At 59.9% G+C, this 24,793-nt stretch carries 21 protein-coding genes, 2 tRNA genes and 1 pseudogene; 10 read left to right on the forward strand and 14 right to left on the reverse strand.

Features of this window, described 5'->3' with window-relative positions; all coding sequences use genetic code 11:
• Positions 1–69: 69 nt before the first annotated feature.
• The gene (gene dinB / locus ACP7B3_RS20785) at positions 70–1,128 is read right to left on the reverse strand and encodes a DNA polymerase IV (protein ID WP_242199922.1); all 1,059 of its coding nucleotides are present in this window, start codon (positions 1,126–1,128) and stop codon (positions 70–72) included.
• 280 nt (positions 1,129–1,408) lie between these two features.
• Here dinB and ACP7B3_RS20790 point away from each other — a divergent pair.
• From ACP7B3_RS20790 to ACP7B3_RS20805, 4 genes are all read left to right on the forward strand, one after another.
• Positions 1,409–1,485: transfer RNA gene (locus tag ACP7B3_RS20790), tRNA-Met, on the forward strand.
• 208 nt (positions 1,486–1,693) lie between these two features.
• A tRNA-Met gene (locus ACP7B3_RS20795) sits at positions 1,694–1,770 on the forward strand.
• Between the two features lie 279 nt (positions 1,771–2,049).
• A complete protein-coding gene (gene mprF, locus ACP7B3_RS20800) occupies positions 2,050–4,692 on the forward strand; it encodes a bifunctional lysylphosphatidylglycerol flippase/synthetase MprF (RefSeq protein WP_145164127.1) in 2,643 nt (880 codons plus the stop codon).
• Positions 4,692–5,978 carry a virulence factor family protein gene (locus ACP7B3_RS20805; RefSeq protein ID WP_106578320.1) on the forward strand — a complete coding sequence of 429 codons (1,287 nt, stop codon included), beginning with the start codon at positions 4,692–4,694 and terminating at the stop codon, positions 5,976–5,978. The genes mprF and ACP7B3_RS20805 overlap by 1 nt, the downstream gene beginning before the upstream one ends.
• Before the next feature lie 77 nt (positions 5,979–6,055).
• Here the strand turns inward: ACP7B3_RS20805 and recJ are convergent, their stop codons facing one another.
• The gene (gene recJ / locus ACP7B3_RS20810; protein WP_426180566.1) at positions 6,056–7,765 is read right to left on the reverse strand and encodes a single-stranded-DNA-specific exonuclease RecJ; all 1,710 of its coding nucleotides are present in this window, start codon (positions 7,763–7,765) and stop codon (positions 6,056–6,058) included.
• 173 nt (positions 7,766–7,938) lie between these two features.
• Complete coding sequence (locus ACP7B3_RS20815) at positions 7,939–8,481, reverse strand: YaeQ family protein (protein WP_003193952.1); 543 nt, start codon at positions 8,479–8,481, stop codon at positions 7,939–7,941.
• A 149-nt stretch (positions 8,482–8,630) separates the two neighbouring features.
• Between ACP7B3_RS20815 and ACP7B3_RS20820 the strand changes: the two genes are divergently transcribed.
• Positions 8,631–9,830, forward strand: coding sequence for a CaiB/BaiF CoA transferase family protein (locus ACP7B3_RS20820; RefSeq protein WP_145164131.1), 1,200 nt, complete (start codon positions 8,631–8,633; stop codon positions 9,828–9,830).
• Positions 9,830–10,714 (forward strand): TIGR02285 family protein, encoded by an 885-nt coding sequence (locus tag ACP7B3_RS20825; RefSeq protein WP_426180568.1) that lies wholly within the window; start codon positions 9,830–9,832, stop codon positions 10,712–10,714. Before ACP7B3_RS20820 ends, ACP7B3_RS20825 begins: the two co-directional genes overlap by 1 nt.
• A gap of 182 nt (positions 10,715–10,896) precedes the next feature.
• On the opposite strand, the gene ACP7B3_RS20830 is transcribed toward ACP7B3_RS20825, so the two are convergent.
• Entirely contained in the window at positions 10,897–11,181 is a 285-nt protein-coding gene (locus tag ACP7B3_RS20830; protein WP_426180570.1) for a DUF3509 domain-containing protein, read from the reverse strand.
• Positions 11,182–11,495: 314 nt separating this feature from the next.
• On the opposite strand from ACP7B3_RS20830, the gene ACP7B3_RS20835 reads away from it, so the two are divergent.
• Positions 11,496–11,717, forward strand: a complete 222-nt coding sequence (locus ACP7B3_RS20835) for a hypothetical protein (RefSeq protein ID WP_426180572.1) — start codon at positions 11,496–11,498, stop codon at positions 11,715–11,717.
• Positions 11,718–11,797: 80 nt separating this feature from the next.
• On the opposite strand, the gene thrC is transcribed toward ACP7B3_RS20835, so the two are convergent.
• The 10 genes and pseudogenes from thrC to ffh all read right to left on the reverse strand — a co-directional run bounded on the left by thrC (position 11,798) and on the right by ffh (position 20,767).
• Positions 11,798–13,207, reverse strand: coding sequence for a threonine synthase (gene thrC / locus ACP7B3_RS20840; RefSeq protein ID WP_145164135.1), 1,410 nt, complete (start codon positions 13,205–13,207; stop codon positions 11,798–11,800).
• Between the two features lie 103 nt (positions 13,208–13,310).
• Positions 13,311–14,615 (reverse strand): homoserine dehydrogenase, encoded by a 1,305-nt coding sequence (locus ACP7B3_RS20845; protein WP_106578313.1) that lies wholly within the window; start codon positions 14,613–14,615, stop codon positions 13,311–13,313.
• A gap of 122 nt (positions 14,616–14,737) precedes the next feature.
• On the reverse strand, positions 14,738–15,475 hold the full coding sequence (locus ACP7B3_RS20850) for a thioredoxin fold domain-containing protein (protein ID WP_145164137.1): 738 nt from the start codon (positions 15,473–15,475) through the stop codon (positions 14,738–14,740).
• Between the two features lie 176 nt (positions 15,476–15,651).
• Positions 15,652–16,548, reverse strand: coding sequence for a site-specific tyrosine recombinase XerD (gene xerD, locus ACP7B3_RS20855; RefSeq protein WP_262209842.1), 897 nt, complete (start codon positions 16,546–16,548; stop codon positions 15,652–15,654).
• A gap of 151 nt (positions 16,549–16,699) precedes the next feature.
• Positions 16,700–17,113: pseudogene (locus ACP7B3_RS20860) on the reverse strand (acyl-CoA thioesterase).
• Positions 17,114–17,194: 81 nt separating this feature from the next.
• Entirely contained in the window at positions 17,195–17,545 is a 351-nt protein-coding gene (gene rplS / locus ACP7B3_RS20865) for a 50S ribosomal protein L19 (RefSeq protein WP_003175895.1), read from the reverse strand.
• A 45-nt stretch (positions 17,546–17,590) separates the two neighbouring features.
• A complete protein-coding gene (trmD, locus tag ACP7B3_RS20870; RefSeq protein ID WP_177343966.1) occupies positions 17,591–18,364 on the reverse strand; it encodes a tRNA (guanosine(37)-N1)-methyltransferase TrmD in 774 nt (257 codons plus the stop codon).
• Positions 18,346–18,882: a ribosome maturation factor RimM gene (gene rimM, locus ACP7B3_RS20875; RefSeq protein WP_003175898.1), complete on the reverse strand. Its 537-nt coding sequence runs from the start codon at positions 18,880–18,882 to the stop codon at positions 18,346–18,348. The genes trmD and rimM overlap by 19 nt, the downstream gene beginning before the upstream one ends.
• Positions 18,883–18,887: 5 nt before the next feature.
• Positions 18,888–19,139, reverse strand: a complete 252-nt coding sequence (gene rpsP / locus ACP7B3_RS20880) for a 30S ribosomal protein S16 (protein ID WP_003175899.1) — start codon at positions 19,137–19,139, stop codon at positions 18,888–18,890.
• Between the two features lie 251 nt (positions 19,140–19,390).
• A complete protein-coding gene (gene ffh, locus ACP7B3_RS20885) occupies positions 19,391–20,767 on the reverse strand; it encodes a signal recognition particle protein (protein ID WP_010207982.1) in 1,377 nt (458 codons plus the stop codon).
• Positions 20,768–21,000: 233 nt separating this feature from the next.
• Between ffh and ACP7B3_RS20890 the strand changes: the two genes are divergently transcribed.
• The 3 genes from ACP7B3_RS20890 (at position 21,001) to ACP7B3_RS20900 (ending at position 24,742) form a co-directional block, all read left to right on the forward strand.
• Entirely contained in the window at positions 21,001–21,813 is an 813-nt protein-coding gene (locus ACP7B3_RS20890) for a cytochrome C assembly family protein (RefSeq protein ID WP_106578310.1), read from the forward strand.
• Positions 21,814–21,825: 12 nt separating this feature from the next.
• Positions 21,826–23,064 (forward strand): transporter associated domain-containing protein, encoded by a 1,239-nt coding sequence (locus ACP7B3_RS20895; RefSeq protein WP_426180577.1) that lies wholly within the window; start codon positions 21,826–21,828, stop codon positions 23,062–23,064.
• 367 nt (positions 23,065–23,431) lie between these two features.
• Complete coding sequence (locus tag ACP7B3_RS20900) at positions 23,432–24,742, forward strand: MFS transporter (protein ID WP_145164143.1); 1,311 nt, start codon at positions 23,432–23,434, stop codon at positions 24,740–24,742.
• Positions 24,743–24,793: the final 51 nt, after the last annotated feature.

The raw sequence follows: 24,793 nt of genomic DNA on the forward strand, positions 1-24,793 counted from the left end.
AGTGATGAATGTATCGACTGACACGGCGCCTTCGCGAGCAAGCCCGCTCCCACATTTGGCTCCCGGTTTTTACCAGGGAAACTGCAGCTGTTCGTTACCGCTGCTCAGATCCAGCAGCCGCACCCCAATCCCCAGCAACCGCACCGGTTTGCCGCCGCGATTGAACGCCTGGGTCAACAGCTGTTGATAACTCTCCAGATCCCGCCCTGCCCCTGCCTGCTCCAGGGTGGTTTGGGTGAAGTCGTGAAACTTCACTTTGACGAACGGCTTGCCCGCGCGATAGCTGCTGTCGATGCGCGCCATGCGCCCGGCCAGAGTTTCCATCAGCTCGGGCAGTTTCGCCAGGCAACTTGAGAGATCCGGCAAGTCCACGTCGTAGGTATTTTCCACACTGATGGATTGCCGACGGCTGTCGTTCTGCACCACGCGGTCATCAATCCCACGAGCCAGGCTCCAGAGCCGCTCGCCGAAACTGCCGAATTCACGCACCAGCGCCAGTTTGTTCCACTCACGCAATTGCAAACAGTCTGCAATCCCCAGTCGCGCCAGCTTATCGGCCGTCACCTTGCCAACCCCGTGCAACTTGTTCACCGGCAACTGGGAGACGAAGTCTTCGACCTGATCCGGGGTGATCACAAACAGGCCGTTGGGTTTTTTCCAGTCGCTGGCGATCTTGGCCAGAAACTTGTTCGGCGCAACGCCGGCGGACACTGTGATGTGCAGCTGGTTGGAGACCCGGCGACGAATGTCTTGAGCGATGCGCGTGGCACTGCCGCCAAAGTGCGGGCTGTCAGAGACGTCCAGGTAGGCTTCGTCCAGCGACAGTGGCTCGATCAGGTCGGTGTAATCGCGAAAGATCGTCTGGATTTCCTTCGACGCTTCCTTATAGGCATCCATGCGCGGCTTGACGATGGTCAGGTCCGGGCACAGCTTCAAGGCGTGGCGCGATGACATGGCCGAACGCACCCCATAAGCCCGCGCCTCATAGTTACAGGTGGCGATCACCCCTCTTCTATCGGCCGAGCCGCCGACCGCGAGGGGCTTTTGTGCCAGGCTCGGATCGTCGCGCATCTCGATGGCGGCGTAGAAGCAATCACAGTCGACGTGGATGATTTTGCGCTGCGTCATATAAACAGAGGGTGTAATCCAACGGGCGGCCAGTATCGCATTCACCCCTGTATATAGCACCAGTAGTTTGAATCTTCCGCTTGAACGGTAGGAAATTTCACTGATGAATTTATTTTCTCAATCGAAATTCTCCTCCCAATAGAGCTGAAACCCTCGGCCACACTGGCCTCGCGCCCTTCCAAGGCTTGCCTTGGAGAGCTAACCGATTGAACCACAAGCGCTTTTCTTCGATTCACAGGTTGACACACTCGCGTTCCTCTGTAGAATGCCGACACACAGACGCGGGATGGAGCAGTCTGGTAGCTCGTCGGGCTCATAACCCGAAGGTCGTCGGTTCAAATCCGGCTCCCGCAACCAAACATCAAAAAAGGCTACTCGAAAGAGTGGCCTTTTTTGTGCGTGCTTGTTTTGCATGTGTACGCAAATTGTAAGAGAGAAAAATCTTTGTCCGTCGCGCACTTACCGCACGTGGCCGGGGTGAAACGCGCTAATTCACACTAATTTGACCCATCGACCCATTAACGGTTGACACCTCGGCGTTGGGCTGTAGAATGCCGCCCACAGACGCGGGATGGAGCAGTCTGGTAGCTCGTCGGGCTCATAACCCGAAGGTCGTCGGTTCAAATCCGGCTCCCGCAACCAAACATCAAAAAAGGCTACTCGAAAGAGTGGCCTTTTTTGTATCTGACGAAAAAGTTCTTCTGAAACAATGGCATGGCATCTTTCATGAAACCGTACACGGTTTGTAGAGTCCATCTCATTGCAAGCTATGCTGAATGCTCAAGCATTACCCTCTACGACCAATGGCCGCAGTCGCCGCACCCGGCGATACGCGTTAATATTTGTAATTATTTTGTCCATAGGGATTGGTAACTTGGCTGGATACCTCCATCCTGTCGCGCACAATCCACGAGGTGATTGATGCGCGCCAACTCGTCTGAACCACAAGACACCGTCACAGCGACACAACCGATCACACCCACCCGCTTGCGTTGGCTGGATCTGTTGAGCAAATACCGTCAGCCGATCGGGCTGGCCGTTACCCTGTTGCTGTTCGCAATCGCCCTGATCGCCTGCCGACACTTACTGCTGGAACTGGACCTGTATGCGCTCCACGACTCGATCCTGGAAGTGCCCAGACCCGCCCTGCTGGGTGCGTTCGCGGCGGCCATCGCCGGTTTCATCATTCTGCTGGGTTATGAATTCTCCGGCGCACGCTATGCCGGGGTAAAACTGCCGGCCAAGACCCTGGCGCTGGGTGGCTTCACCGCCTTTGCCATCGGCAACGCCATTGGCTTGTCGATGCTCTCCGGCGGGTCTGTGCGCTACCGTTTATATGCACGCCACGGTATCGGGGCTTCGGAGGTGGCGCACATGACCGTGTTCGCCAGCCTGGCGCTTGGTACGGCGCTGCCGCCACTGGCAGCACTGGCCACACTCAGCAACCTGCCGGCGGCATCGACCTATCTGCACCTGTCGCAAGGCGTGCTCGGTGGTATTGCCGGTGCAGTGCTGCTGCTGTCCGCCGCGCTGTGCATCGGCATTTATCGCCGTCGCCTGCCGGAGCAACCTTATCCAGACAACCTGCTGGTCAAGGCGGGACGTCGTACCCTGCGCCTGCCGGGCCGGCGCCTGACGTTCCTGCAACTGATCATCACCGCGCTGGACGTAGCCGCTGCCGCCACCGTCCTTTATATGCTGCTGCCGGAAGCGCCGCCGTTCGGCCCCTTCCTGCTGGTGTACCTGCTGGCCCTGGCCGCCGGTGTACTCAGCCATGTGCCAGGCGGTGTTGGCGTGTTCGAAGCGATTCTGCTCGCGGCATTTGCCGACAAGCTTGGCGCCGCGCCATTGGCTGCCGCCCTGCTGCTATACCGCATGATTTATGTGGTGCTGCCGCTGCTGATCGCCTGCGTGTTCCTGCTGGTCAACGAGGCCCAGCGCCTGTTCCAGACGCAGCAAAGCCTGCGGGTTGCCTCCGGCCTGGCCGCGCCGGTGTTGGCCGTACTGGTTTTTTTGTCCGGCGTGGTCCTGCTGTTTTCCGGCGCAACGCCGGAAATCGACTCACGCCTGGAAAACATCGGCTTCCTGATTCCCCACCGCCTGATTGACGCCTCGCACTTCGGTGCCAGCTTGATCGGCGTGCTGTGCCTGTTGCTCGCCCAGGGCTTGCGTCGGCGTTTGTCGGCCGCCTGGATGCTGACCATGGTGTTGCTGCTCACCGGCGCCCTGCTCTCACTGCTTAAAGGCTTCGATTGGGAAGAAGCCAGCCTGATGATCATGACCGCCGTGCTGCTGGCGATCTTCCGGCGCTCGTTCTACCGCGCCAGCCGCCTGACCGAGCTGCCATTCTCGCCGCTGTACCTGGTGGCCAGCGTCTGTGTGTTGGGCGCCTCGATCTGGCTGCTGCTGTTTGCCTATCAAGACGTGCCGTACAGCCACCAGCTGTGGTGGCAGTTCACCCTGGACGCCAACGCCCCCCGCGGCCTGCGCTCGCTGCTGGGTGCAGCGGTGCTGTTGGTGATCGTCTCGCTGACCTGGCTGCTGCGCACCGCACGCCCGGTGATTCATCTGCCAACCCCGGACGAACTGGAACGCGCCACCAAGATCCTGATGGCCTCCTCACAGCCCGACGGAGGCCTGGCGCTGACCGGCGACAAGGCGCTGCTATTCCACCCCAACGATGAAGCCTTCCTGATGTACGCCCGCCGCGGGCGCAGCCTGGTGGCCTTGTATGACCCGATCGGCCCGACCCAACCGCGCGCCGAGATGATCTGGCAGTTCCGTGACCTGTGCGACATCCATCACGCGCGCCCGGTGTTTTACCAGGTACGCGCCGAGAACCTGCCGTACTACATGGACATCGGCCTGACCGCGATCAAGCTGGGCGAAGAAGCCCGCGTCGACCTGAAACGCTTTGACCTAGAAGCCAAGGGCAAAGAGATGAAGGACCTGCGCTACACCTGGAACCGTGGCACCCGGGACGGCCTGTCCCTGGAGATCTTCGAACCGGGCCAGGCGCCAATGGAAGAACTCAAAGTCATCTCCGATGCCTGGCTGACCGGCAAGAACGTGCGGGAAAAGGGCTTTTCCCTGGGCCGTTTCAGCGACGACTACCTCAAGCACTTTCGTATTGCGATTATTCGCTTCGAAGGGCGCCCGGTGGCCTTCGCCAACCTGCTCGAGACTTACAACCATGACCTGGCCAGTCTCGACCTTATGCGTGCGCACCCGGACGCGCCGAAGCTGACCATGGAATTCATGATGGTTGGCCTGATTCAACATTATAAGAACCACGACTACGCCCGATTCAGCCTCGGCATGGTGCCGTTGTCGGGCCTGCAACCACGCCGTGGCGCACCGCTGACCCAACGCCTGGGCTCGATGGTGTTCCGACGTGGCGAGCAACTGTATAACTTCCAAGGTTTGCGCCGCTTTAAAGACAAGTTCCAGCCTGACTGGGAACCCCGTTATATGGCCGTGCCCGCAGGACTTGATCCGCTGGTGGCACTGGCCGATACCGCCGCCCTGATTGCGGGCGGCTTGACTGGATTGGTGAAACGCTGATGATTCGACGCTCCTGGCGGTATGTATTGGCCTTTGTAGTGCTGCTCGCGCTGATCGCGGCGGGTGGCTTCTGGTACTGGAACCGCCCTGCCCCGCAACCGACCCTGGAACAACTGCCCCAGGCCGACGGTTCGGTGATGACCCGCGTGACGCCTAACGGCTCGGCAAAAGCCCGTGTGGCCGTGGCCGTGATGGCCGATGAAACCCTGACCGATAGCCAACTGATTGCTCTGAGCCAGGGCGGCTCCGCGCAAATCGTTCAAGTGATCCTGCCAAAGGATGACTGCAAGCTGCAGGAACAAGCGCTGCAAAGCGCCCTGGCCCAGCTCAAAGGCCCGGCGACGCTGGTCAGCGGCATCGGCCCTGGCGCAGCACTCGCCTGGCGCTGGCTGGCCACACAGAACGACGACAAGGCCAATGCCATCTCCGTCGGCTTTGCCCTGGTGCAGGAAGGCTGTAAGGACCCGCTGCCCAAGACCTCTGCCCATGGCAATTGGCTGGTGGCGTGGAACGACAACCCTGACGATGAAAGTGCCAGTTTCGTACGCGACACCCCGCGCGCGACGACCAGCATCAGCGACTACGACATCCACTACCCGCAAGTGCTGAACAACGAACTGCGCAAGCAACTGGTGGGTTCGGACAATGGCGGCCTGGCGATTCCCGTGGTGGAAGTACCGGCCGGCCAAGCCAAGGACACCGTTACCCTGTTCCTCTCCGGTGATGGCGGCTGGCGTGACCTGGACCGTGACGTCGCCGGTGAAATGGCCAAGATCGGTTACCCGGTCGTGGGCATCGACACCCTGCGCTACTACTGGCAGCACAAAACGCCTGAACAAAGCGCCAAGGACCTCACCGAATTGATGCAGCACTACCGGCAGAAATGGGGTACCAAGCGCTTCGTGCTGACCGGTTATTCATTCGGCGCCGACGTACTGCCGGCGATCTACAACCGCATGCCGGAAAACGAACAGCAGCGCGTCGACGCAATCATCCTGCTGGCGTTCGCACGTACCGGCAGCTTTGAGATCGAAGTCGAAGGTTGGTTGGGCAACGCCGGCAAAGAAGCCGCGACGGGCCCGGAAATGGCCAAGCTGCCGGCTGACAAAGTGGTGTGCATCTACGGCGCCGAAGAAGTCGACGAGAGTGGCTGCACCGACAAGACCGCTGTTGGCGAAGCCGTGAAGCTGCCAGGCGGGCATCACTTTGACGAGAACTACCCGGCGCTGGCACAGCGCCTGGTGGATATCATCGTGAAGCATCAGGCCAAGGACAAAGCCGAGTAACTCCAGGTATTACATGGCTTAAAATGTGGGAGGGGGCAAGCCCCCTCCCACATTTGTTTTTGCAGTGTTGTTTAGATTCAGCGCGGTTCGATATGCGCAATCATCAACTGCACGGTTTCATTTCCACGAAACTCGTTCACGTCCAGCTTGTAGGCCAACTCGACCCAACGCACTGTCGGATTAGGCCAGACCTCACGGTCCACACCAAATGCAATGCCATCGAGCTTCACCGACCCGCATTCGCTCTTGAGCACCACTTTGAGGTGTCGCTCACCGACCACGCGCTGCTCGACCAACTGAAACACACCGTGAAACAACGGCTCGGGAAAGTGCTGCCCCCACGGCCCGGCATGCCGCAATGCGCGCGCCAGTTCCAGGTGAAACTCTTCCACCGCCAGGGTGCCGTCCGACAGCAGCCGGCCCGTCAGGTCTTCTTCCCGCAGTTGCCGACGGACTTCAGCGTCAAAGGCTTCGGCAAACAGGGGGAAATTCGCCTCGGGTAAGGTCAGACCGGCCGCCATCGCGTGACCGCCGTATTTGGTGATCAGGTTGGGATGCTGGCTGGCGACGACCGCCAGCGCATCACGGATGTGAAAACCCTGCACAGAGCGCCCTGAGCCCTTGAGCAGGCCGTCACCGGCATCGGCGAAGGCGATGGTCGGGCGGAAGTACCGCTCCTTCATTCGCGACGCCAAAATACCGATCACGCCTTGGTGCCATTCCGGGTCGAACAAGCACAAACCATAAGGCATCGATTCCACGGGCAAGTCCTTGAGCTGGCCGAGCGCTTCGCGCTGCATGCCCTGTTCGATGGATTTGCGGTCCTGGTTCATACCGTCCAGCTGCGCCGCCATTTCCCGCGCGGCGGCGAAGTCGGTGGTGAGCAGGCATTCGATGCCCAGGCTCATATCGTCCAGGCGCCCGGCGGCGTTCAAGCGCGGCCCGAGGATAAAACCAAGGTCGGTGGAGGTGATGCGCGCGTGGTCGCGCTTGGCGACTTCAAGAATCGCCTTGATGCCCGGCCGCGCACGACCGGCGCGAATACGCTCCAGGCCCTGATGCACCAGGATGCGGTTGTTGGCGTCCAGCGGCACCACGTCGGCGACACTGCCCAAGGCCACCAGGTCGAGCAACTCGCCGATGTTCGGCTGAGGCGTGTTGGCGTACCAACCCAGGCTGCGCAGTCGCGCGCGCAAGGCCATCAGCACATAAAAGATCACGCCTACGCCAGCCAGCGCCTTGCTGGGAAATTCACAACCGGGCTGGTTCGGATTGACGATGGCATCTGCCGCCGGCAGCTCATCACCCGGCAAGTGGTGGTCGGTGACCAACACCTTCAACCCCGCCGCCTTGGCCGCCGCGACGCCTTCGACGCTGGAAATGCCGTTGTCCACGGTGATCAGCAACTGCGGCTCGCGCTGCAGCGCCACCGCAACGATTTCCGGAGTCAGGCCATAGCCGTACTCGAAGCGGTTGGGCACCAGGTAGTCGACATGGGCCGCACCGAGCAAACGCAGGCCCAGGGTGCCCACCGTGCTGGCAGTGGCACCATCGGCGTCGAAGTCACCGACGATGAGGATGCGCTGGCGCTGCTCCAAGGCCGTCACCAGCAGGTCTACCGCCGCGTCGATGCCCTTGAGCTGCTGGTAGGGAATCAACCGCGCCAGGCTCTTGTCCAGCTCAGCTTCGGACTGCACCCCGCGTGCGGCGTAAAGACGGGTCAACAGCGGTGGCAATTCACCGAGAAACGGCAGGACAGCGGGCAACGGGCGAGGATCGATACGCATGGGGCGACGGAAGCTTCTCTTCTAGTACAACGGTTAAACAACAATGCTGAAAGCAACATGGATCAACTGTAGGAACCGGCTTCTGTGGGAGCGGGCTTGCTCGCGAATGCAACACCTCGGTATAGCTGAAAGACCGAGGTGTCTGCATCGCAGGCAAGTCAGCTCCTACAATTTCAACCGCGCTCGCCGACCAGCCATTGCAGTTGCACTTCGTGCTGGCCGCGATCGTCGGTCACAAAAATCGTGCCTTCACTGATCATCACGTCCCACTTGATCACGCGCGGCATGTCCTTGGCCAGGGTCTCGAGGACTTCCTGCGGCACGGCAGCGATGTGCACGTTCTTCAGGTTGTTGGCCACCGGCACCACTTTGCCTTCCCACACGCGCAAGCTGCCATAGGCCAGCAAACTGGTGCGCTCGGTACGGCGTGAACACCAGGTCAGGCGGTCGGCGTCAGGCTGGCCGACTTCGATCCAGTGCAGAACCCGATCATCCAGGCTTTTTTCCCACAGGGCTGGTTCGTCTACATCTGACAGGCCACGACCGAACGCCAGTTGCTCGTTGTACCAGAGGGCGTAGGCCAGCAGGCGCACGGTCATGCGCTCTTCGGTTTCCGATGGATGGCGGGCGATGGTTTGTTTGACGCTCTCATACACCGAGCGATCAAGGTCGGTGAGGTTGAGTTCGAATTTGTAGGTCGTGGACGGCTGGGCCATGAACGGGCTTCTAGAGACAGGGAAAGGCGGCCAGTCTAACCGATGGCGAGGTCAATCAACGAATACGGCGTTGCATCATCCTTATCCCTGGGCCGCTCGCCTATGTTAAAAGGCATCACACCACCGCCCCACGCTTGCTAAGGATCCTCATGTCGTTTAATGCCAAACCGCTTGCCGGCCTGAAAGTCATCGAACTGGGCACCCTGATCGCCGGACCGTTTGCGTCACGTATCTGTGCCGAATTCGGGGCCGAGGTGATCAAGGTCGAGTCCCCTGATGGCGGCGACCCGCTGCGTAAATGGCGCAAGCTGTATGAGGGCACATCGCTGTGGTGGTTTGTGCAGGCGCGCAACAAGAAGTCGCTGACGCTGAATCTCAAGCACCCGGATGGCCTGGCGATTCTCAAACAGTTGCTGGCAGACGCCGACATCCTGATCGAAAACTTTCGCCCCGGTGTACTGGAAAAACTCGGTTTGAGCTGGGAAACCCTGCATGCCCTGAACCCGAAGCTGGTGATGGTACGGCTTTCAGGTTTTGGCCAGACCGGGCCAATGAAGGACCAGCCAGGGTTCGGCGCGGTGGGCGAATCCATGGGCGGTTTGCGCTATATCACCGGTTTCGAAGATCGCCCGCCGGTACGCACCGGGATTTCCATCGGCGATTCGATAGCCGCCTTGTGGGCAGTGATTGGTGCGCTGATGGCGCTGCGTCATCGCGAAGTCAACGGCGGGCTTGGCCAGGTGGTGGACGTGGCGCTGTATGAAGCTATCTTCGCGATGATGGAGAGCATGATCCCGGAGTTTGATGTGTTCGGGTTTATCCGCGAACGCACCGGCAACATCATGCCCGGCATCACGCCGTCTTCGATCCATACCAGCGCTGATGGCAAGCATGTGCAGATTGGGGCCAATGGCGATGCGATCTTCAAGCGCTTCATGTCGGCGATTGGGCGTGAGGACCTGGCCAACGATCCGACCTTGGCGAGCAATGATGGACGCGACAGCCGCCGTGACGAGTTGTATGGCGTGATCGACCGCTGGGTCAATTCGCTGCCCCTGGACCAAGTGGTCGAGCAACTCAACCAGGCCGAGGTGCCCGCCAGCCGCATCTACAGCGCCGAAGACATGCTTGGCGACCCGCAGTTTCTGGCGCGGGAAATGTTCCTCAAGGCGCAGTTGCCGGGCGGCAAGGACTTCAAAATGCCGGGGATCGTGCCCAAGCTGTCGGACACGCCCGGCAGTTGTGAATGGGTCGGGCCGCAGTTGGGCGAGCACAACAGCGAGGTGCTTAACCAATTGGGCTACGACACGGCGGCCATCACCCGCTTGCGCGAGGGCGGCGCGATCTGATGGCTGGCCCGTGTAGACGCTGGTCCATTCCCCTGTGCTTTGTCGGCGCGATGTTCGGCGTATGGCCGCTCGCCGCGCGTGCCGAGGACACGATAATCTGGTTGCTGCGCGACCTGCCGCCGCTGATCATCTTCGAGGGCCCACAGAAAGGCCAAGGGGCATTGGATCAATTGCTGCCAGTGCTCAGCGAGCGCCTGCCGCAATACCGGCACACCGTGATGCACGTCAATCGCGCCCGCGGCATCCAGATGCTGCGCGCTGACTCCCTGACCTGCGATCCGTTACTGCTGTGGACGCCGGAACGCGCGAAGTACATTGTGTTTTCCGCCCAGGCGTTTGCGGTGGCGAGCAACGGCGTAGCCATTCGACGAAGCCAGCAGGCGGCAATGGCGCCCTTTATCGTCAATGAACAATTTGACCTGCAAGCCTTCCTCGACGCCCACAAAGCACGCATCGGCGCCACTGCCGAACGCAGTTACGGCCCCGTCATCGATGAACAGCTAAAAGGCGCCGATCCGCACATTCTGGCGCTGCATTACGGCAATGACGCCCTTGGCAGTCTGCTGCAAATGCAACGTCTTGGGCGGCTGGAGGCGGTGCTGGGCTACTGGCCGGAAATCCGCTATCACGCCACGCAACAGGGCATCGCCGCACGAGACTTGGTGTTTTATCCCATCAAAGGCTCAGCGCCTTATCAGCGTACGCATATCGGTTGCTCGGACACGCCTCAAGGCCGCCAGGCCATGGCACGTATTGACCAGGTATTACGCGACATCCCACAGGCGCAGTTACAGCAGTCCTACACGTCGTGGTTGGACCCGGTCACGCGTGAACAGTACTTGCATGACAACCCTGATTTTTTCCAGGACTCACCAACCCCCTGAGGCATCACAGGGCAAATCGCAGGCAAAAAGAAACCCCGAAGAGTGGGGAGACACTTCGGGGTTAAACGTGGCCTACAAAGACCAGTACAACAAGCCACAAACACCGGAGCACAATGTTTGCTCTTGCTGTTACAAAATCTGACCGGCCATGCTGTAGGAAGTTTCCCTAGTTAAACAATTCTTCATGCAAGGGCGCCATTGCGGGCCTGGGCAGCGCTGCGCAAGGCCGCGATGACGGACGGTTCCAGACGCCCTTCGGCGATTTTCAGGTCGCGCAGCAGGCAATCCACCAAATCCACCAGAACGCGTTTATCGGTCAATTGCGCGCGGTCGACTTCACGCTCCACAACGATGGCGCCGGCCGGGTTCTTCACGGTCACCAGGCACTCGTCTTGCACACCAGCGGTGGTCAATGTCACCTGATAAGGGCTCAGTGCTTCTTCGAGCAATAGGCTGATACTTTCCATCTCGATCACCACTCAATAGTTCGGGAACAATCGTTTCAACGGGAGCTGCATCTATCCTAAGTGACTGGTTATGACGTAGGAAAGTTCGCTTTATCGTCTTTATGGGGCCGTCAGGGAGTGACGTGAACCAGCATGCGCTTGCAACATGACAGGCAAAAAACGGCCGCACATAACTGCTTACGCAATGGTTGACCGTTTTGAGGTTCCCGACAGCTCAGCCCCGAGGTGACTCCTATACTCGGTGAGCGCTGGTCACACTGCTACGCCGACAACAGCACATGTCAAAAAGGCCCTTATCGCGAAGGATAAATACGATGTCGGAAAACAAAGAGCAACAGGCAACGATGGAGAAAATGAATGCCGATGTATGGCTCATCTATGCCGAAATATCACGTATGCAGGCTGAAAAAGACAAACTCAAATCAGAATCCATGAAGATAAACTGTGAGACTTTCTGGTACCCGGTGGCTATCGCAACAGGCTTCTATGCCGCCGTCGGCACCGTGATAGTGGTCGCGCAAAAACTGTTTTCATAACACTCGACCGGGCCTTCAGAAACAAAAAACGCCGCTGCCCCAACGAAGGGAAAGCGGCGTTCGTGTCTACGCGGCTCGCCTTACAACGGCTTACCACGGTTCCCATGCTGGCCGACAAACGCCTGCACCGTCTTCAAGTCATTGGCCAGCACCGTGCAACGCTCTTCGCGTTCGAACAGGTCAGCCAAGTGCTCCGGCAATTCCAGCGCCTTGCCTACGCCCGCCTTCTCCACCGCTTCCGGGAACTTGACCGGGTGAGCCGTACCCAGAATGACCATCGGAATATCCAGGCTGCGACGGCATTCGCGCGCAGCCTTCACACCGATAGCGGTGTGCGGGTCCAGCAGCTCGCCGGTCTGGGCGTAGACCTCAGCGATGGTTTCACAGGTCTGTGCGTCGTCCACCGCCAGGGAGTCGAACAGCTTGCGCGTTTCGGTCCAGCGCTCTTGGTCAACGCTGAAACCGCCACCGCTCTTGAAGCTGCTCATCAGCTCGGCCAGGGCGGCGCCATTGCGACCGTGCATGTCGAAGAGCAGGCGCTCGAAGTTCGACGACACCATGATGTCCATCGACGGCGACAGCGTGGCGTGCAGGGTTTCCTTGACGTACTGGTTGCCGCTCATGAAGCGGTGCAGGATGTCGTTGCGGTTGGTGGCGACAATCAGTTGGTTGATCGGCAGGCCCATGTTGCGCGCCAGGTAACCGGCGAAAATGTCGCCGAAGTTGCCGGTCGGCACCGAGAACGACACCGAACGCGCCGGGCCGCCCAACTGCAGGGCTGCGTGGAAGTAGTAGACGATCTGGGCCATGATCCGCGCCCAGTTGATCGAGTTCACGGCGACCAGGCGCGTGCCCTTGAGGAAGCTCTGGTCGGCGAAGCTGTTCTTGACCATTTCCTGGCAGTCATCGAAGTTGCCTTCGATGGCGATGTTGTGGATGTTCTCACCAAAAATGGTGGTCATCTGGCGACGCTGCACTTCCGACACGCGCTTGTGCGGGTGCAGGATGAAGATGTCGACGTTTTCACAGTGCTTGCAACCTTCAATGGCCGCCGAACCGGTATCACCGGAGGTCGCGCCAATGATCACCACGCGCTCGCCGCGTTTTTCCAACACGTAATCGAGCAGGCGACCGAGCAGCTGCAGGGCGAAGTCCTTGAACGCCAGGGTCGGGCCGTGGAACAGCTCAAGTACCCATTCGTTGCCATTGAGCTGACGCAATGGCGCGATGGCGCTGTGGGAAAACACGCCGTAGGTCTCTTCGAGGATCTTCTTGAAGTCCGCATCCGGAATGCTGCCGGTGACAAACGGGCGCATTACACGGAAGGCCAGCTCGTGGTACGGCAGGCCGGCCCACGAAGCGATTTCTTCCTGGGTGAAGCGTGGCAGGTTTTCCGGCACATACAGGCCGCCGTCAGTGGCAAGGCCTGCCAGCAAAACGTCTTCGAAATTCAGGGCCGGTGCCTGGCCGCGGGTGCTGATGTAACGCATAGGGGCAAACCTTCGGTTTGGGCTTCAAGCTTCAAGTGACAAGCTGCAAGTAACGGCGGATCTGCTTTTACTTGCAGCTTGCAGCTTGGCGCTTGCAGCTGAATTAATTTAGATGTTCGACGCGAATACGAACGACCGGCCCAACCACGCCCTGAAGAGCTTCGAGAGCCCGGATGGCATCGTTCATGTGCTGCTCGAGCACGCGGTGGGTCAGCAGGATCATCGGCACCTGGCCGTTTTGCTCCTCGACTTCCTTCTGCATGATCGACTCGATGTTGATGCCGCGCTCCGACAGGATGCTCGCCACCTGGGCCAACACGCCCGGATGATCCTGGGCCTGGATACGCAGGTAGTAGGCGCTTTCGCAGGCTTCGATCGGCAGGATCGGGTGGGCCGACAGCGAATCCGGCTGGAACGCCAGGTGCGGCACGCGATTCTCCGGGTCGCTGGTCATGGCGCGAACCACGTCAACCAGGTCGGCGATCACCGACGAAGCGGTCGGCTCCATGCCAGCGCCGGCGCCGTAGAACAGGGTCGAGCCTGCCGCGTCACCGTTGACCATCACCGCGTTCATCACGCCGTTGACGTTGGCGATCAGGCGATCGGCCGGGATCAGCGTCGGGTGTACACGCAGCTCGATACCGGCCGGGGTGCTGCGCGCTACGCCCAAGTGCTTGATGCGGTAGCCCAAGGCTTCGGCGTAATTCACGTCGGCGGTGGTCAGCTTGGTGATGCCTTCGGTGTAGGCCTTGTCGAACTGCAGCGGGACGCCAAACGCGATGGACGCCAGGATGGTCAGCTTGTGCGCGGCGTCGATGCCTTCCACGTCGAAGGTCGGGTCGGCTTCGGCGTAACCCAGGGCTTGGGCTTCGGCCAGCACGTCTTCGAAGGTACGGCCCTTCTCGCGCATTTCGGTGAGGATGAAGTTACCGGTGCCGTTGATGATCCCGGCCACCCAGTTGATGCGGTTGGCGGACAGGCCTTCACGGATCGCCTTGATCACCGGGATGCCACCGGCCACGGCGGCTTCGAACGCCACGATCACGCCCTTTTCGCGCGCCTTGGCGAAGATCTCGTTGCCATGCACGGCAATCAGCGCCTTGTTGGCGGTGACCACGTGTTTACCGTTCTCAATGGCCAGCAGCACCAGATCACGGGCCACGGTGTAGCCGCCAACCAGCTCGATGACGATATCGATTTCAGGGTTGGTTGCCACGGCGAAGACATCGTTGGTAATCGCAATACCGGTCGTTTGGAACTGAGGCTTTGGCGTACGCGTGGCAATTTGTGCCACTTCAATCCCACGCCCTGCACGGCGGGAAATTTCTTCAGCATTACGCTGAAGTACGTTGAAGGTGCCGCCACCGACGGTCCCTAACCCACAGATGCCTACTTTGACCGGTTTCACTGAAGAACTCCCCATGAAACGGCCGACTCAAGGTCGGCCGTGAAAAACAGCCGCACAACTGCGGCTCTCAATTAATGCCCCGCCGACTGTTCGGCGGAGCATGATCGCCAAAGGCTCGACGATTACTGCTTACTCGCACCCAGTGCCAGTTTGGCAACTTGTGGCGCCGGCTGGTAGCCCGGAATGACTTGGCCGTCAGCCAAAACGATGGCCGGTGTACCGTTCACGCCAATCGACTGACCCAAGGCAAACTGCTTGGAAACCGGGTTGGCGCATTTGGCCGCCTTGATTTCCTTGCCATCGACCATTTTGTCCATCGCGGCTTTCTTGTCGGCCGAGCACCATACCGCCTGCAACTGCTCGTCACCCGGCGAGCCCAGGCCCTGGCGCGGGAACGCTACGTAGCGCACTTCCACACCGAGCTTGTTCAGCGCAGGCACTTCGGCGTGCAGCTTGTGGCAGTACGGGCAGGTGGTGTCGGTGAACACGGTGATGTGGGTCTTGGTCTCGCCGATGGCCGGGTACACCACGGTTTCAGCCACTGGAATGCCGTTGATCAGCTTGGACACGCCCAGGCGCTCGGCTTTCTCGGTCAGGTTGACCGGCTTGCCATCTTTCAACTGGAACAGGTAGCCCTGAACGATGTACTGGCCGTCGGCACTGGCGTACAGCACGCGGCTGCCCTTGAGCTTGACTTCATACAGGCCGGCCATCGGGCTGGCACTGATGCTTTCGATCGGCGTGTCGAGCTGCAGGTTGGCCAGGCTCTTGCGAATCGTTTGCTCGGCGGCGTCGTCGGCGACAACAAAAGTGGAAACCAACGCAATCGCTGCGGCGGCAATAATCTGGGTCAAGCGCATGGGAACTCCTGAAGGCAGATGCAGGGACGGGTGTGGAACACCGATCTGAAAATACGGGGTCATACACACAAGGCAAACAAAAGTCTGACCGTCCCCTTTGCTAACCGGCAAAGCCTACCACAGTTGGGCCGGAGGGCAGACTGTGGCGGGTAAATTGGGCCGTTTCGGATGCAATTTCATCCACGCGGGTGGTGCTTGGCGTGCATATCCTGCAAGCGTGCCCGCGCGACATGCGTGTAGATCTGGGTTGTGGATAAGTCACTGTGCCCCAGCAGCATTTGCACCACACGCAGGTCCGCACCGTGGTTGAGCAAGTGGGTGGCGAACGCATGGCGCAACGTGTGCGGCGACAGCGCCTTGCCGATCCCGGCCACCTTGGCCTGGTGCTTGATACGGTGCCAGAAGGTCTGGCGGGTCATCTGCTCGCCGCGCAGGCTGGGAAACAGCACATCGCTGGGCCGCCCACCGAGCAACTCGATGCGGGCATCACGCATGTAGCGCTCGACCCACACGATTGCCTCCTCACCCATCGGCACCAGGCGTTCCTTGCTGCCCTTGCCCATCACCCGCAGCACGCCCTGGCGCAAGTTGACTTGCTCAAGGGTCAGGCTGATCAGCTCGGTCACGCGCAGGCCGCAGGCGTAGAGCACTTCGAGCATGGCGCGGTCGCGCTGGCCGATGGCTTCACTGAGGTCGGGCGCGGCGAGCAAGGCATCCACGTCGGCTTCCGACAGGGATTTGGGCAATGGCCGGCCCAGTTGCGGCATGTCGATTTGCAGCGTCGGGTCGGCGGCGATGAGCTTTTCCCGCAGCAGGTAGCGATAAAAGCCACGCACGCCAGAGAGAAAACGCGCAGTGGAACGCGGCTTGTAGTTCTGCTCAAGGCGCCAGGCCAGGTGATCGAGGATCAGCTCGCGACCGGCATTGATCAGTTCGAGGTTTTTTTCCTGCAGCCAGCCATTGAACAGGGCGAGGTCACTGCGATAGGCCTGGCGGGTGTTGTCCGACAGGCCTTTTTCCAGCCACAAGGCGTCGAGAAAGCGGTCGATCAGAGGATGGTCAATGGCGGGCATAGGGGCTCAGGCTGATTACTGGAGTGTCTGGTAGATCCTATCGCAGGCAAGCCAGCTCCCACATGGGTTTTGTGTTTTGCCTGATAGCATCATCAACATCGATCGAATGTGGGAGCTGGCTTGCCTGCGATGGCCGCGACTCGGTTCAGGATCAGTCAACAAACCCTGGCAGCACCGGCACCGGGCGCTTGTCGGCATCGATTGCGACAAAACTGAACACGCCTTGGATCGCCTTTTCGCGACCGTCGGCACTCATGCTCTCGACGAACACTTCGACTTCGACCTTGAGGCTGGTGTTGCCCACCTTGATGACGCGGCCGATCAGCTCGACGATAGAACCGGCCGGAATCGCGTGATTGAAATCAATGCGGTCGGTGGAGACCGTCACCAGCGGCAAGCGGCAAAAACGCGTGGCGGTAATGAACGACACTTCGTCCATTCAGGCCAAGGCAGTGCCGCCGAACAGGGTGTTGTGGTGGTTGGTAGTCGGCGGAAATACGGCCTTGGTCACGTGGGTCACGGACAGGTCGGTGCGACGCTGGATTTCTTCGAGGCGGGTGGTCATGGGCAAGTACCGGCAAAGGACAAATTTCAGGCACAAAAAAGCAGCCCGTAGGCTGCTTTTTTCTGCATCGGGAAGCTGGACTTAAGCCAGTTTTTCCTTGATGCGAGCTGCTTTACCGGACAGGTCACGCAGGTAGTACAGCTTGGCTTTACGTACGTCACCGCGACGCTTAACGGCCATGCTGTCGATTTGCGGGCTGTAGGTCTGGAAAGTACGCTCTACGCCAACACCGTTGGAGATTTTACGAACAGTGAAAGCACTGTTCACACCACGGTTACGCTTGGCGATTACCACGCCTTCGAACGCTTGCAGACGCGAACGGTCGCCTTCCTTCACTTTCACCTGAACGACAATAGTGTCGCCTGGGGCAAAGGTAGGGATCTCTTTGGTCATCTGCTCTGCTTCGAGTGCAAGGATGATTTTGTTAGTCATGCTGTGCTCCTAAGGTAAGTCAATGGACCTACCATCGATACGTTGTTAACTATCGTCCCGCGCGAGGATGTATTCCTCGAGCAGCTTCTTCTCTTCTCCAGAAAGCGAGCGGCTTTCCAGAAGATCGGCGCGTCGTTCATAGGTCCGACCAAGGGACTGCTGTAAACGCCAACGCCGGATGTGTGCGTGATTGCCACTTAGCAATACGTCGGGAACACGCTGATCCGCATACACCTCCGGTCGGGTGTAGTGCGGGCAATCCAGCAAACCATCCGTGAAGGAATCTTCCTCCGCGGAGTCCGCATGCCCTAAAGCTCCAGGCAGCAGTCGTGTAACCGCATCTATCAGGACCATCGCCGGCAGCTCGCCGCCAGACAGAACATAGTCCCCAATCGACCACTCTTCATCGACATGAGCTTCAATAAACCGCTCGTCAATGCCTTCATAGCGACCGGCAATCAGGATCAGTGCTTCCTCATTCGCCAGTTCGCGGACCGCAGCCTGTTTCAGCTGACGGCCTTGAGGGGACAGGTAAATTACCTTCGCCTTCTCCCCGGCGGCGGCCTTGGCCTCAACCAACGCGTCTTCCAGGGGTTTGATCTTCATCACCATGCCCGGACCACCGCCAAATGGGCGATCATCCACAGTGTGATGTCGATCTGTCGTGTAGTCTCGCGGGTTCCAACAGGTGAGCTGCAACAGCCCCTGTTTCACCGCCCGACTGGTGATGCCGTACTCGCTGATGGCGGAGAACATCTCGGGAAACAAACTGATCACTTCAATGCGCAAATTAGCCACGCTTAGAAGTCCGCGTCCCATTCCACCTTCATCTCGCCCGCTGCCAGGTCGACGGCCAACACGCATTGCTCGGTATACGGCAACAGGCGTTCGCGATCATCCAGGCTGCCAGCGCAAGGCTTGACCACCATTACATCATTGGCGCCGGTTTCCAGAAGATGATCGATTTTCCCGAGCAATTGCCCGAGTTGATCAATAACCTTCAGACCTTCCAGCTGGTACCAGTAGTACTCGCCGTCGGTCAATTCAGGGAACAGGTTGCGCGGCACGCAGATCTCATAACCGGCCAGAAGACGCGCTTCTTCACGATCATCAAGACCCTTGAGCTTTGCGACCAGGAACTTATCGCTCCCGCGTCCACTGACCAGCTCGACCTGTTTCACACTCCCTTCGCGCTTGAGCGTCCAGGTTTTGTACTGCAACAGGTTTTCAGTCGGATCAGTAAAGGAATACACCTTCACTTCGCCGCGAACGCCATGAACAGAGTAAATCTTGCCGATAACGATCAAATCATCAGCAACAGCTGGCGTCGCGTTCATATTGCTCAGGCTGCGGCCTTAGCCGAGTCCTTCAACAGTTTTGCAACGCGCTCGGATGGCTGTGCACCCACGCTCAGCCAGTAGGCTACGCGCTCTTGGTTCACGGACAGACGAACTTCTTGACCACGAGCAACAGGGTTGAAGAAACCAACCTGTTCCTTGTGCGAACCGTCGCGCGGGTTGCGGCTGTCGGTTACGGTCAAGTGGTAAAACGGGCGCTTTTTGGAGCCGCCAAGGGCAAGACGGATTGTTAGCATGTGAACATCGTTCCTGTAGTCGGTGCTGCAAATCTAAATGCACAGCGGGCATAGGTGCCCGAAAGGCCGCATATTCTAAGGAATATCCGGACTTTTGCAAATGTCTTTTTCTGGCGCCTAGTCAGCGTGCCACTCAGATCTGCTATAGAGCCGTCGGTTAAAACGGCGAGTCAGCTCCCGCTAACCGCGGGTTTGCTGGAGATCCCACATCCTTGTGGGTCGGAGCAGAAGTGAACTTCCGCTCGAATTCTTTACATTTTTGGCATGCCGCCGCCGGGCAACATACCGCCCATGCCGCGCATCATCTTGGCCATTCCGCCTTTTGCGGAGAACTTCTTCATCATCTTCTGCATCTGCTTGTGCTGCTTGATCAAGCGACCGATGTCCTGCACCTGGGTGCCGGAGCCCATGGCGATCCGACGCTTGCGCGAACCGCTGATCAGCTCAGGGTCGCGGCGCTCGGCCGGGGTCATGGAGTTGATGATGGCTTCCATCTGCTTGAACTGCTTCTCTGCCGCGCCCTGGGCATTGCCCATTTGCGCCAGGTTCACACCGCCGATGTTCGGCAGTTTGTCCATCAGGCCGCCGAGGCCGCCCATGTTCTTCATCTGTTGCAGCTGGTCACGGAAGTCTTCGAGGTCGAAGCCCTTGCCCTTCTTCAGCTTCTTGGCCAGCTTATCGGCCTTGTCCTTGTCGAGCGTGGCTTCGGCCTGCTCGATCAGGCTGAGCACGTCGCCCATGCCGAGAATACGCGAGGCGATACGCTCAGGGTGGAACGGCTCGAGCGCGTCGCTCTTCTCGCCCATACCGATGAACTTGATCGGCTTGCCGGTGATTGCACGTACCGACAGCGCAGCACCGCCACGGGCATCACCGTCGACCTTGGTCAGGATCACGCCGGTCAGCGGCAGCGCATCACCAAAGGCCTTGGCGGTGTTGGCCGCATCCTGGCCGGTCATGGCGTCGACCACGAACAGCGTCTCGACCGGATTGATCGCGGCATGCAGCGCCTTGATCTCGCCCATCATCTCTTCATCGATGTGCAGGCGACCGGCGGTATCGACGATGACCACGTCGATGAATTTGAGCTTGGCTTCTTTAATAGCCGCGTTGGCAATGTCGACCGGCTTCTGGCTCAGGTCGGACGGGAAGAAGGTCACGCCCACTTCGCCCGCGAGCATTTCCAGCTGCTTGATGGCCGCCGGACGGTACACGTCGGCCGACACCACCATCACCGACTTCTTCTTGCGCTCTTTAAGGAAGCGCGCCAGCTTGCCGGCAGTGGTGGTCTTACCCGCACCTTGCAGACCGGCCATCAGCACGACGGCCGGTGGCACGGCGCTGAGGTTCAAGTCTTCGTTGGCCGCGCCCATCAGGCTTTCGAGTTCGGCCTGCACGATCTTCACAAAGGCCTGGCCCGGGGTCAGGCTGCGGGACACTTCGGTGCCGACCGCGCGCTCTTTGACCGAGTTGACGAAGTCCTTCACCACCGGCAAGGCCACGTCGGCTTCCAGCAACGCCATGCGTACTTCACGCAGGGTGTCTTTAATATTGTCCTCGGTCAGCTTGGCCTTGCCGGTTACGTGGCGCAGCGTCTGCGAGAGACGGTCAGTCAAGTTTTCAAACATGCGCGATCCTTTCAGGCCCTATTCATCGAAATGCTTTGTAGACCGAGGTAATGGCGGCCCAGGCTGTGGTAAATCGCTGTTAAAAACAGCGCTCGGCGAGCCTGCGGCGTGGGCAGGTCGCGGATTATAGCGAAGACTGCGCCTGTGCACACCCGCTGTCTGGCCCGTGAGTCTTTCGTGCGGCGTTGGTGTGTGCCAAACTCAGCGCCTTTCGGGCTTGTCTATCAGGATTTATGGTCCCCTTGTCACCCAGTTTGCTACCCAGCCTCGCCGCCGCCATTTTGTACGCCGCTGCGACTCTCTATCAGGGCACTCGTCTGGCCCAAGGCACAAAAGCGGATAAACGTCTGCTGGTGGGCCTGGGCGTCGTCGCCCTGCTCGCCCACGCCGCGAGCCTGTTCACTCATTTGATGACGCCGGTCGGCCTGGGCCTGGACTTTTTCAGTGCTGCCAGTCTGATCGCTGCTGCCGTCATCGCCCTGACGCTGCTGGCCTGTTACCGCATTCCCGTGGAAAACCTGCTGGTGCTGCTATTCCCGTTGGGAATGCTGACGGTGCTGCTGGCGCAATTCACCCCCACCGGCACCGTGCAAGTGATCGACGAGGAGCCGGGCATTCTCGCCCACATCCTGCTGTCGATCCTGGCTTACGGCATGTTCACGATTGCGGTGTTCCAGGCGTTGCTCCTGCTGCTGCAGGACCACCAGCTTAAAAACAAGCACCCGTCCGGGCTGATCAAGAACTTCCCGCCGCTGCAGACCATGGAAAGCCTGCTGTTCGGCTTCCTGTGGGCCGGCTGGACGCTGTTGTCGCTGTCGCTGATTTCCGGCTGGCTGTTCGTCGAAAACCTGTTCGCCCAACACCTGGTGCACAAAACCCTGCTGGCGTGCCTGGCCTGGGTGGTGTTCAGCGTGCTGCTGTGGGGGCGTAACCGCCTCGGCTGGCGTGGGCACAAGGCGATCCGCTGGACCCTGGCCGGTTTCTGCCTGCTGATGCTGGCCTATTTCGGCAGCAAGCTGGTTCGCGAATACATCCTGCATATCTGACGGGCAGCGATCATGGACAACTTGCCCCTTGGGCCGATGCTCGCGGTAATCGCCTTGCTGGTGTTATGGGCGGCGCTGTTTACCGCCATCGAAGCCGCACAACAGCACTTGCTGGCCCTGCGCCCCGGTACACGCCAGGGTGACAAGGCCGCCGCCCGCCTGAACTTCCCGCGTAACAGCCTGATTCTGTGCAACAGCCTGTGTCGTGCGGCCGTGGTGATTCTCTGCACGTTGCTGGCAATCTATGCCTGGGCGCAGAACGGCCCGTGGCTCGGCTGGCTGATCTCCTGCGCGATCCTGCTGGTGCTCGCCGACTACCTGCCTCGCGCCCTGGCGGTTCGCCACCCGCAAACCGTACTGGGCTTTGGTAATACGCTGCTGGGTGTGCCGCTGAAAATCCTCTACCCCCTGGCCTGGCTGCTCAATGGCATCAGCCTGTTATTGCTGCGTCCGTTCGCACGCAAATCCGGCGTGGTGAAAAAGAGCGACGAGCCACTGCCCGATCACGACGATGAACCCGAGCCCGAGACCGATGAAAGTCGTACGCCCGGCATGCCCGGCATTCACGCGCTGGACAACATCACGGTCAACGACATCCTGGTGCCGCGCAGCGAAGTGGACGGTATCAACCTGGATGACTCGGTCGAGGAGATCATTGAGCAGCTGCGCACCTCGCAGCGCACGCGCCTGCCGGTGTTCCACAGTGACATCAACCAGGTCGAAGCCGTGCTCAATACCCGGCAGATCCAACACCTGCTGCCCGACGCCAGCCTGACCAAAGAAGCCTTGCTCGCTGCCTGCCACGAGCCCTATTTCGTCCCCGAAAGCACGCCCCTGCAACTGCAACTGCTGAACTTCCACAAGCAGCAGCGGCGCCTGGGCATGGTGGTGGACGAATACGGCGAAGTGCTGGGCATCGTCACTCTGGAAGATATCCTCGAAGAAATCGTCGGCGAATTCGAAAGTGATCAGGCAGCGGACAACCCGCATATCGAAGCGCAGCCCGATGGCCGCTACATCATCGACGGCGCAGCTTCGATCCGCGAACTGAATAAAAGCCTGGGCTGGCACCTGCCCAGCGACGGCCCCAAGACCTTGAACGGCCTGGTGACCGAAGCGCTGGAGACCATTCCGGATTGCGCGGTGTGCCTGAAGATCGGCCGCTATCGCCTGGAAATCCTCGAGACCGAGGACAACCGCGTGAGCAAGGTGCTGATCTGGCACACCAGCCGCGTGCCCGTCGCCGCCTAGCTTTTCGGCACTGCGCATTCCAATGTGGGAGCGGGCTTGCTCGCGAAAGCGGTGGATCAGTCAGCCCATCTTTAACTGACCCACCGCTTTCGCGAGCAAGCCCGCTCCCACAGTTGATTTGCAGCGTTTGATAGATCGTGACTGAGCCTCTTGTTGGATCCGCAAACCCCTTCCTATAATCGGGACGGCTTACCAGAGCCCCGCCCGACCGCGTGCTACCCGCACTCAGCGCGTCTAGGCACTGCGTTACCGTGTCTGACCGGTGTTTGCTCCCATCCCGAGCCGCCCCGCTTACACCCCTGATCCATGGGTGTTTGACCAATAATAATCCGCGTCAAAACGCGCAATGACCGTCAGGGATACCTCAATGAGCACCACCTATACCGAGGCTGCAACCGCCGCCCCGCTCAACTCGACCGCACGGGTCGCCACCGCGAGCATCGTCGGCACCGCCATCGAGTTCTACGATTTCTACATCTACGCCACGGCCGCTGCGCTGGTGATCGGCCCGGTGTTCTTCCCGCAGACCTCCGGCACCGCGCAGATGCTGGCATCGTTCCTGACCTTCGGCATCGCCTTCATCGCTCGCCCGCTGGGTTCGGCGCTGTTCGGCCACTTCGGTGACCGTATCGGGCGCAAATCAACCCTGGTGGCGTCGTTGCTGCTGATGGGCGTGTGCACCACGCTGATCGGTTTGCTGCCAGGTTATGACAGCATCGGCGCGTGGGCCCCGATCCTGTTGTGCGTGCTGCGCTTCGGCCAGGGCCTGGGGCTTGGCGGCGAATGGGGCGGCGCAGCATTGCTGGCCACCGAGAACGCCCCCAAGGGCAAGCGCGCCTGGTTTGGCATGTTCCCGCAACTGGGCCCGTCGATTGGCTTTCTGGCGGCCAACGGCCTGTTCCTGATCCTGGCCATGAGCCTGAACGACGAACAGTTCCGCAGTTGGGGCTGGCGCATCCCGTTCATTCTCAGCGCGGCGCTGGTGATGGTTGGCCTGTATGCCCGCCTCAAACTGCATGAAACCCCGGTGTTCGCCAACGCCGTCGCCAAGCAAGCGCCGGTGAAAGTGCCGCTGGTGGAGCTGTTCAGCCAGCATTGGCTGCCGGTCCTGCTGGGCGCGGCGTCGATGGTGGTGTGCTATGCGCTGTTCTACATCACCACCGCGTTCTCGCTGAGTTACGGCGTTGCAACGCTGGGCTACAGCCGCGAGACGTTCCTGGGCCTGCTGTGCTTTGCGGTGTTGTTCATGGGCCTGGCGACGCCGCTGGCGGCGTTGGCCAGCGACCGTTACGGGCGCAAGCCGGTGCTGATTGTCGGCGCCATTCTTGCGATTCTGTCGGGCTTCACCATGGAGCCGCTGCTCACCCACGGCTCGACCTGGGCCGTCGCACTGTTCCTGGCACTGGAATTGTTTCTGATGGGCGTGACCTTCGCCCCAATGGGCGCGATGCTGCCAGAACTGTTCCCGACCCGCGTGCGTTACACCGGCGCTTCGGCGGCGTATAACCTGGGCGGGATTGTCGGGGCATCGGCCGCACCGTTCTTCGCGACCAAGCTGGTGGCGATGGGCGGGCTGAGTTATGTCGGCGGGTATGTGTCGGCGGCAGCGTTGCTCAGCTTGATTGCTGTGCTGTGCCTGAAAGAGACGCGCAATAACGACTTGAACAAGGTCGCCTGATAGACCGCTATTGCAGGCAAGCCCGCTCCCACATGTTGAATTGTGAATGCC

This window comes from Pseudomonas sp. TWRC1-2 (assembly GCF_049896685.1).
GTDB lineage: Bacteria > Pseudomonadota > Gammaproteobacteria > Pseudomonadales > Pseudomonadaceae > Aquipseudomonas.

Excerpts from the sequence above, each read along its gene's own strand:
- ACP7B3_RS20825 (WP_426180568.1), top strand. The coding sequence starts at position 9,830 with ATGGCTGGCCCGTGTAGACGCTGGTCCATTCCCCTGTGCTTTGTCGGC.
- rimM (WP_003175898.1), bottom strand. The coding sequence starts at position 18,882 with ATGAACGCGACGCCAGCTGTTGCTGATGATTTGATCGTTATCGGCAAG.
- ACP7B3_RS20890 (WP_106578310.1), top strand. The coding sequence starts at position 21,001 with ATGGTCCCCTTGTCACCCAGTTTGCTACCCAGCCTCGCCGCCGCCATT.
- rplS (WP_003175895.1), bottom strand. The coding sequence starts at position 17,545 with ATGACTAACAAAATCATCCTTGCACTCGAAGCAGAGCAGATGACCAAA.
- mprF (WP_145164127.1), top strand. The coding sequence starts at position 2,050 with ATGCGCGCCAACTCGTCTGAACCACAAGACACCGTCACAGCGACACAA.
- recJ (WP_426180566.1), bottom strand. The coding sequence starts at position 7,765 with ATGCGTATCGATCCTCGCCCGTTGCCCGCTGTCCTGCCGTTTCTCGGT.
- ACP7B3_RS20820 (WP_145164131.1), top strand. The coding sequence starts at position 8,631 with ATGTCGTTTAATGCCAAACCGCTTGCCGGCCTGAAAGTCATCGAACTG.
- ACP7B3_RS20835 (WP_426180572.1), top strand. The coding sequence starts at position 11,496 with ATGTCGGAAAACAAAGAGCAACAGGCAACGATGGAGAAAATGAATGCC.
- ACP7B3_RS20830 (WP_426180570.1), bottom strand. The coding sequence starts at position 11,181 with ATGGAAAGTATCAGCCTATTGCTCGAAGAAGCACTGAGCCCTTATCAG.
- xerD (WP_262209842.1), bottom strand. The coding sequence starts at position 16,548 with ATGCCCGCCATTGACCATCCTCTGATCGACCGCTTTCTCGACGCCTTG.
- thrC (WP_145164135.1), bottom strand. The coding sequence starts at position 13,207 with ATGCGTTACATCAGCACCCGCGGCCAGGCACCGGCCCTGAATTTCGAA.
- trmD (WP_177343966.1), bottom strand. The coding sequence starts at position 18,364 with ATGGGACGCGGACTTCTAAGCGTGGCTAATTTGCGCATTGAAGTGATC.
- ffh (WP_010207982.1), bottom strand. The coding sequence starts at position 20,767 with ATGTTTGAAAACTTGACTGACCGTCTCTCGCAGACGCTGCGCCACGTA.
- dinB (WP_242199922.1), bottom strand. The coding sequence starts at position 1,128 with ATGACGCAGCGCAAAATCATCCACGTCGACTGTGATTGCTTCTACGCC.
- ACP7B3_RS20900 (WP_145164143.1), top strand. The coding sequence starts at position 23,432 with ATGAGCACCACCTATACCGAGGCTGCAACCGCCGCCCCGCTCAACTCG.
- ACP7B3_RS20805 (WP_106578320.1), top strand. The coding sequence starts at position 4,692 with ATGATTCGACGCTCCTGGCGGTATGTATTGGCCTTTGTAGTGCTGCTC.
- ACP7B3_RS20850 (WP_145164137.1), bottom strand. The coding sequence starts at position 15,475 with ATGCGCTTGACCCAGATTATTGCCGCCGCAGCGATTGCGTTGGTTTCC.
- ACP7B3_RS20815 (WP_003193952.1), bottom strand. The coding sequence starts at position 8,481 with ATGGCCCAGCCGTCCACGACCTACAAATTCGAACTCAACCTCACCGAC.
- rpsP (WP_003175899.1), bottom strand. The coding sequence starts at position 19,139 with ATGCTAACAATCCGTCTTGCCCTTGGCGGCTCCAAAAAGCGCCCGTTT.
- ACP7B3_RS20895 (WP_426180577.1), top strand. The coding sequence starts at position 21,826 with ATGGACAACTTGCCCCTTGGGCCGATGCTCGCGGTAATCGCCTTGCTG.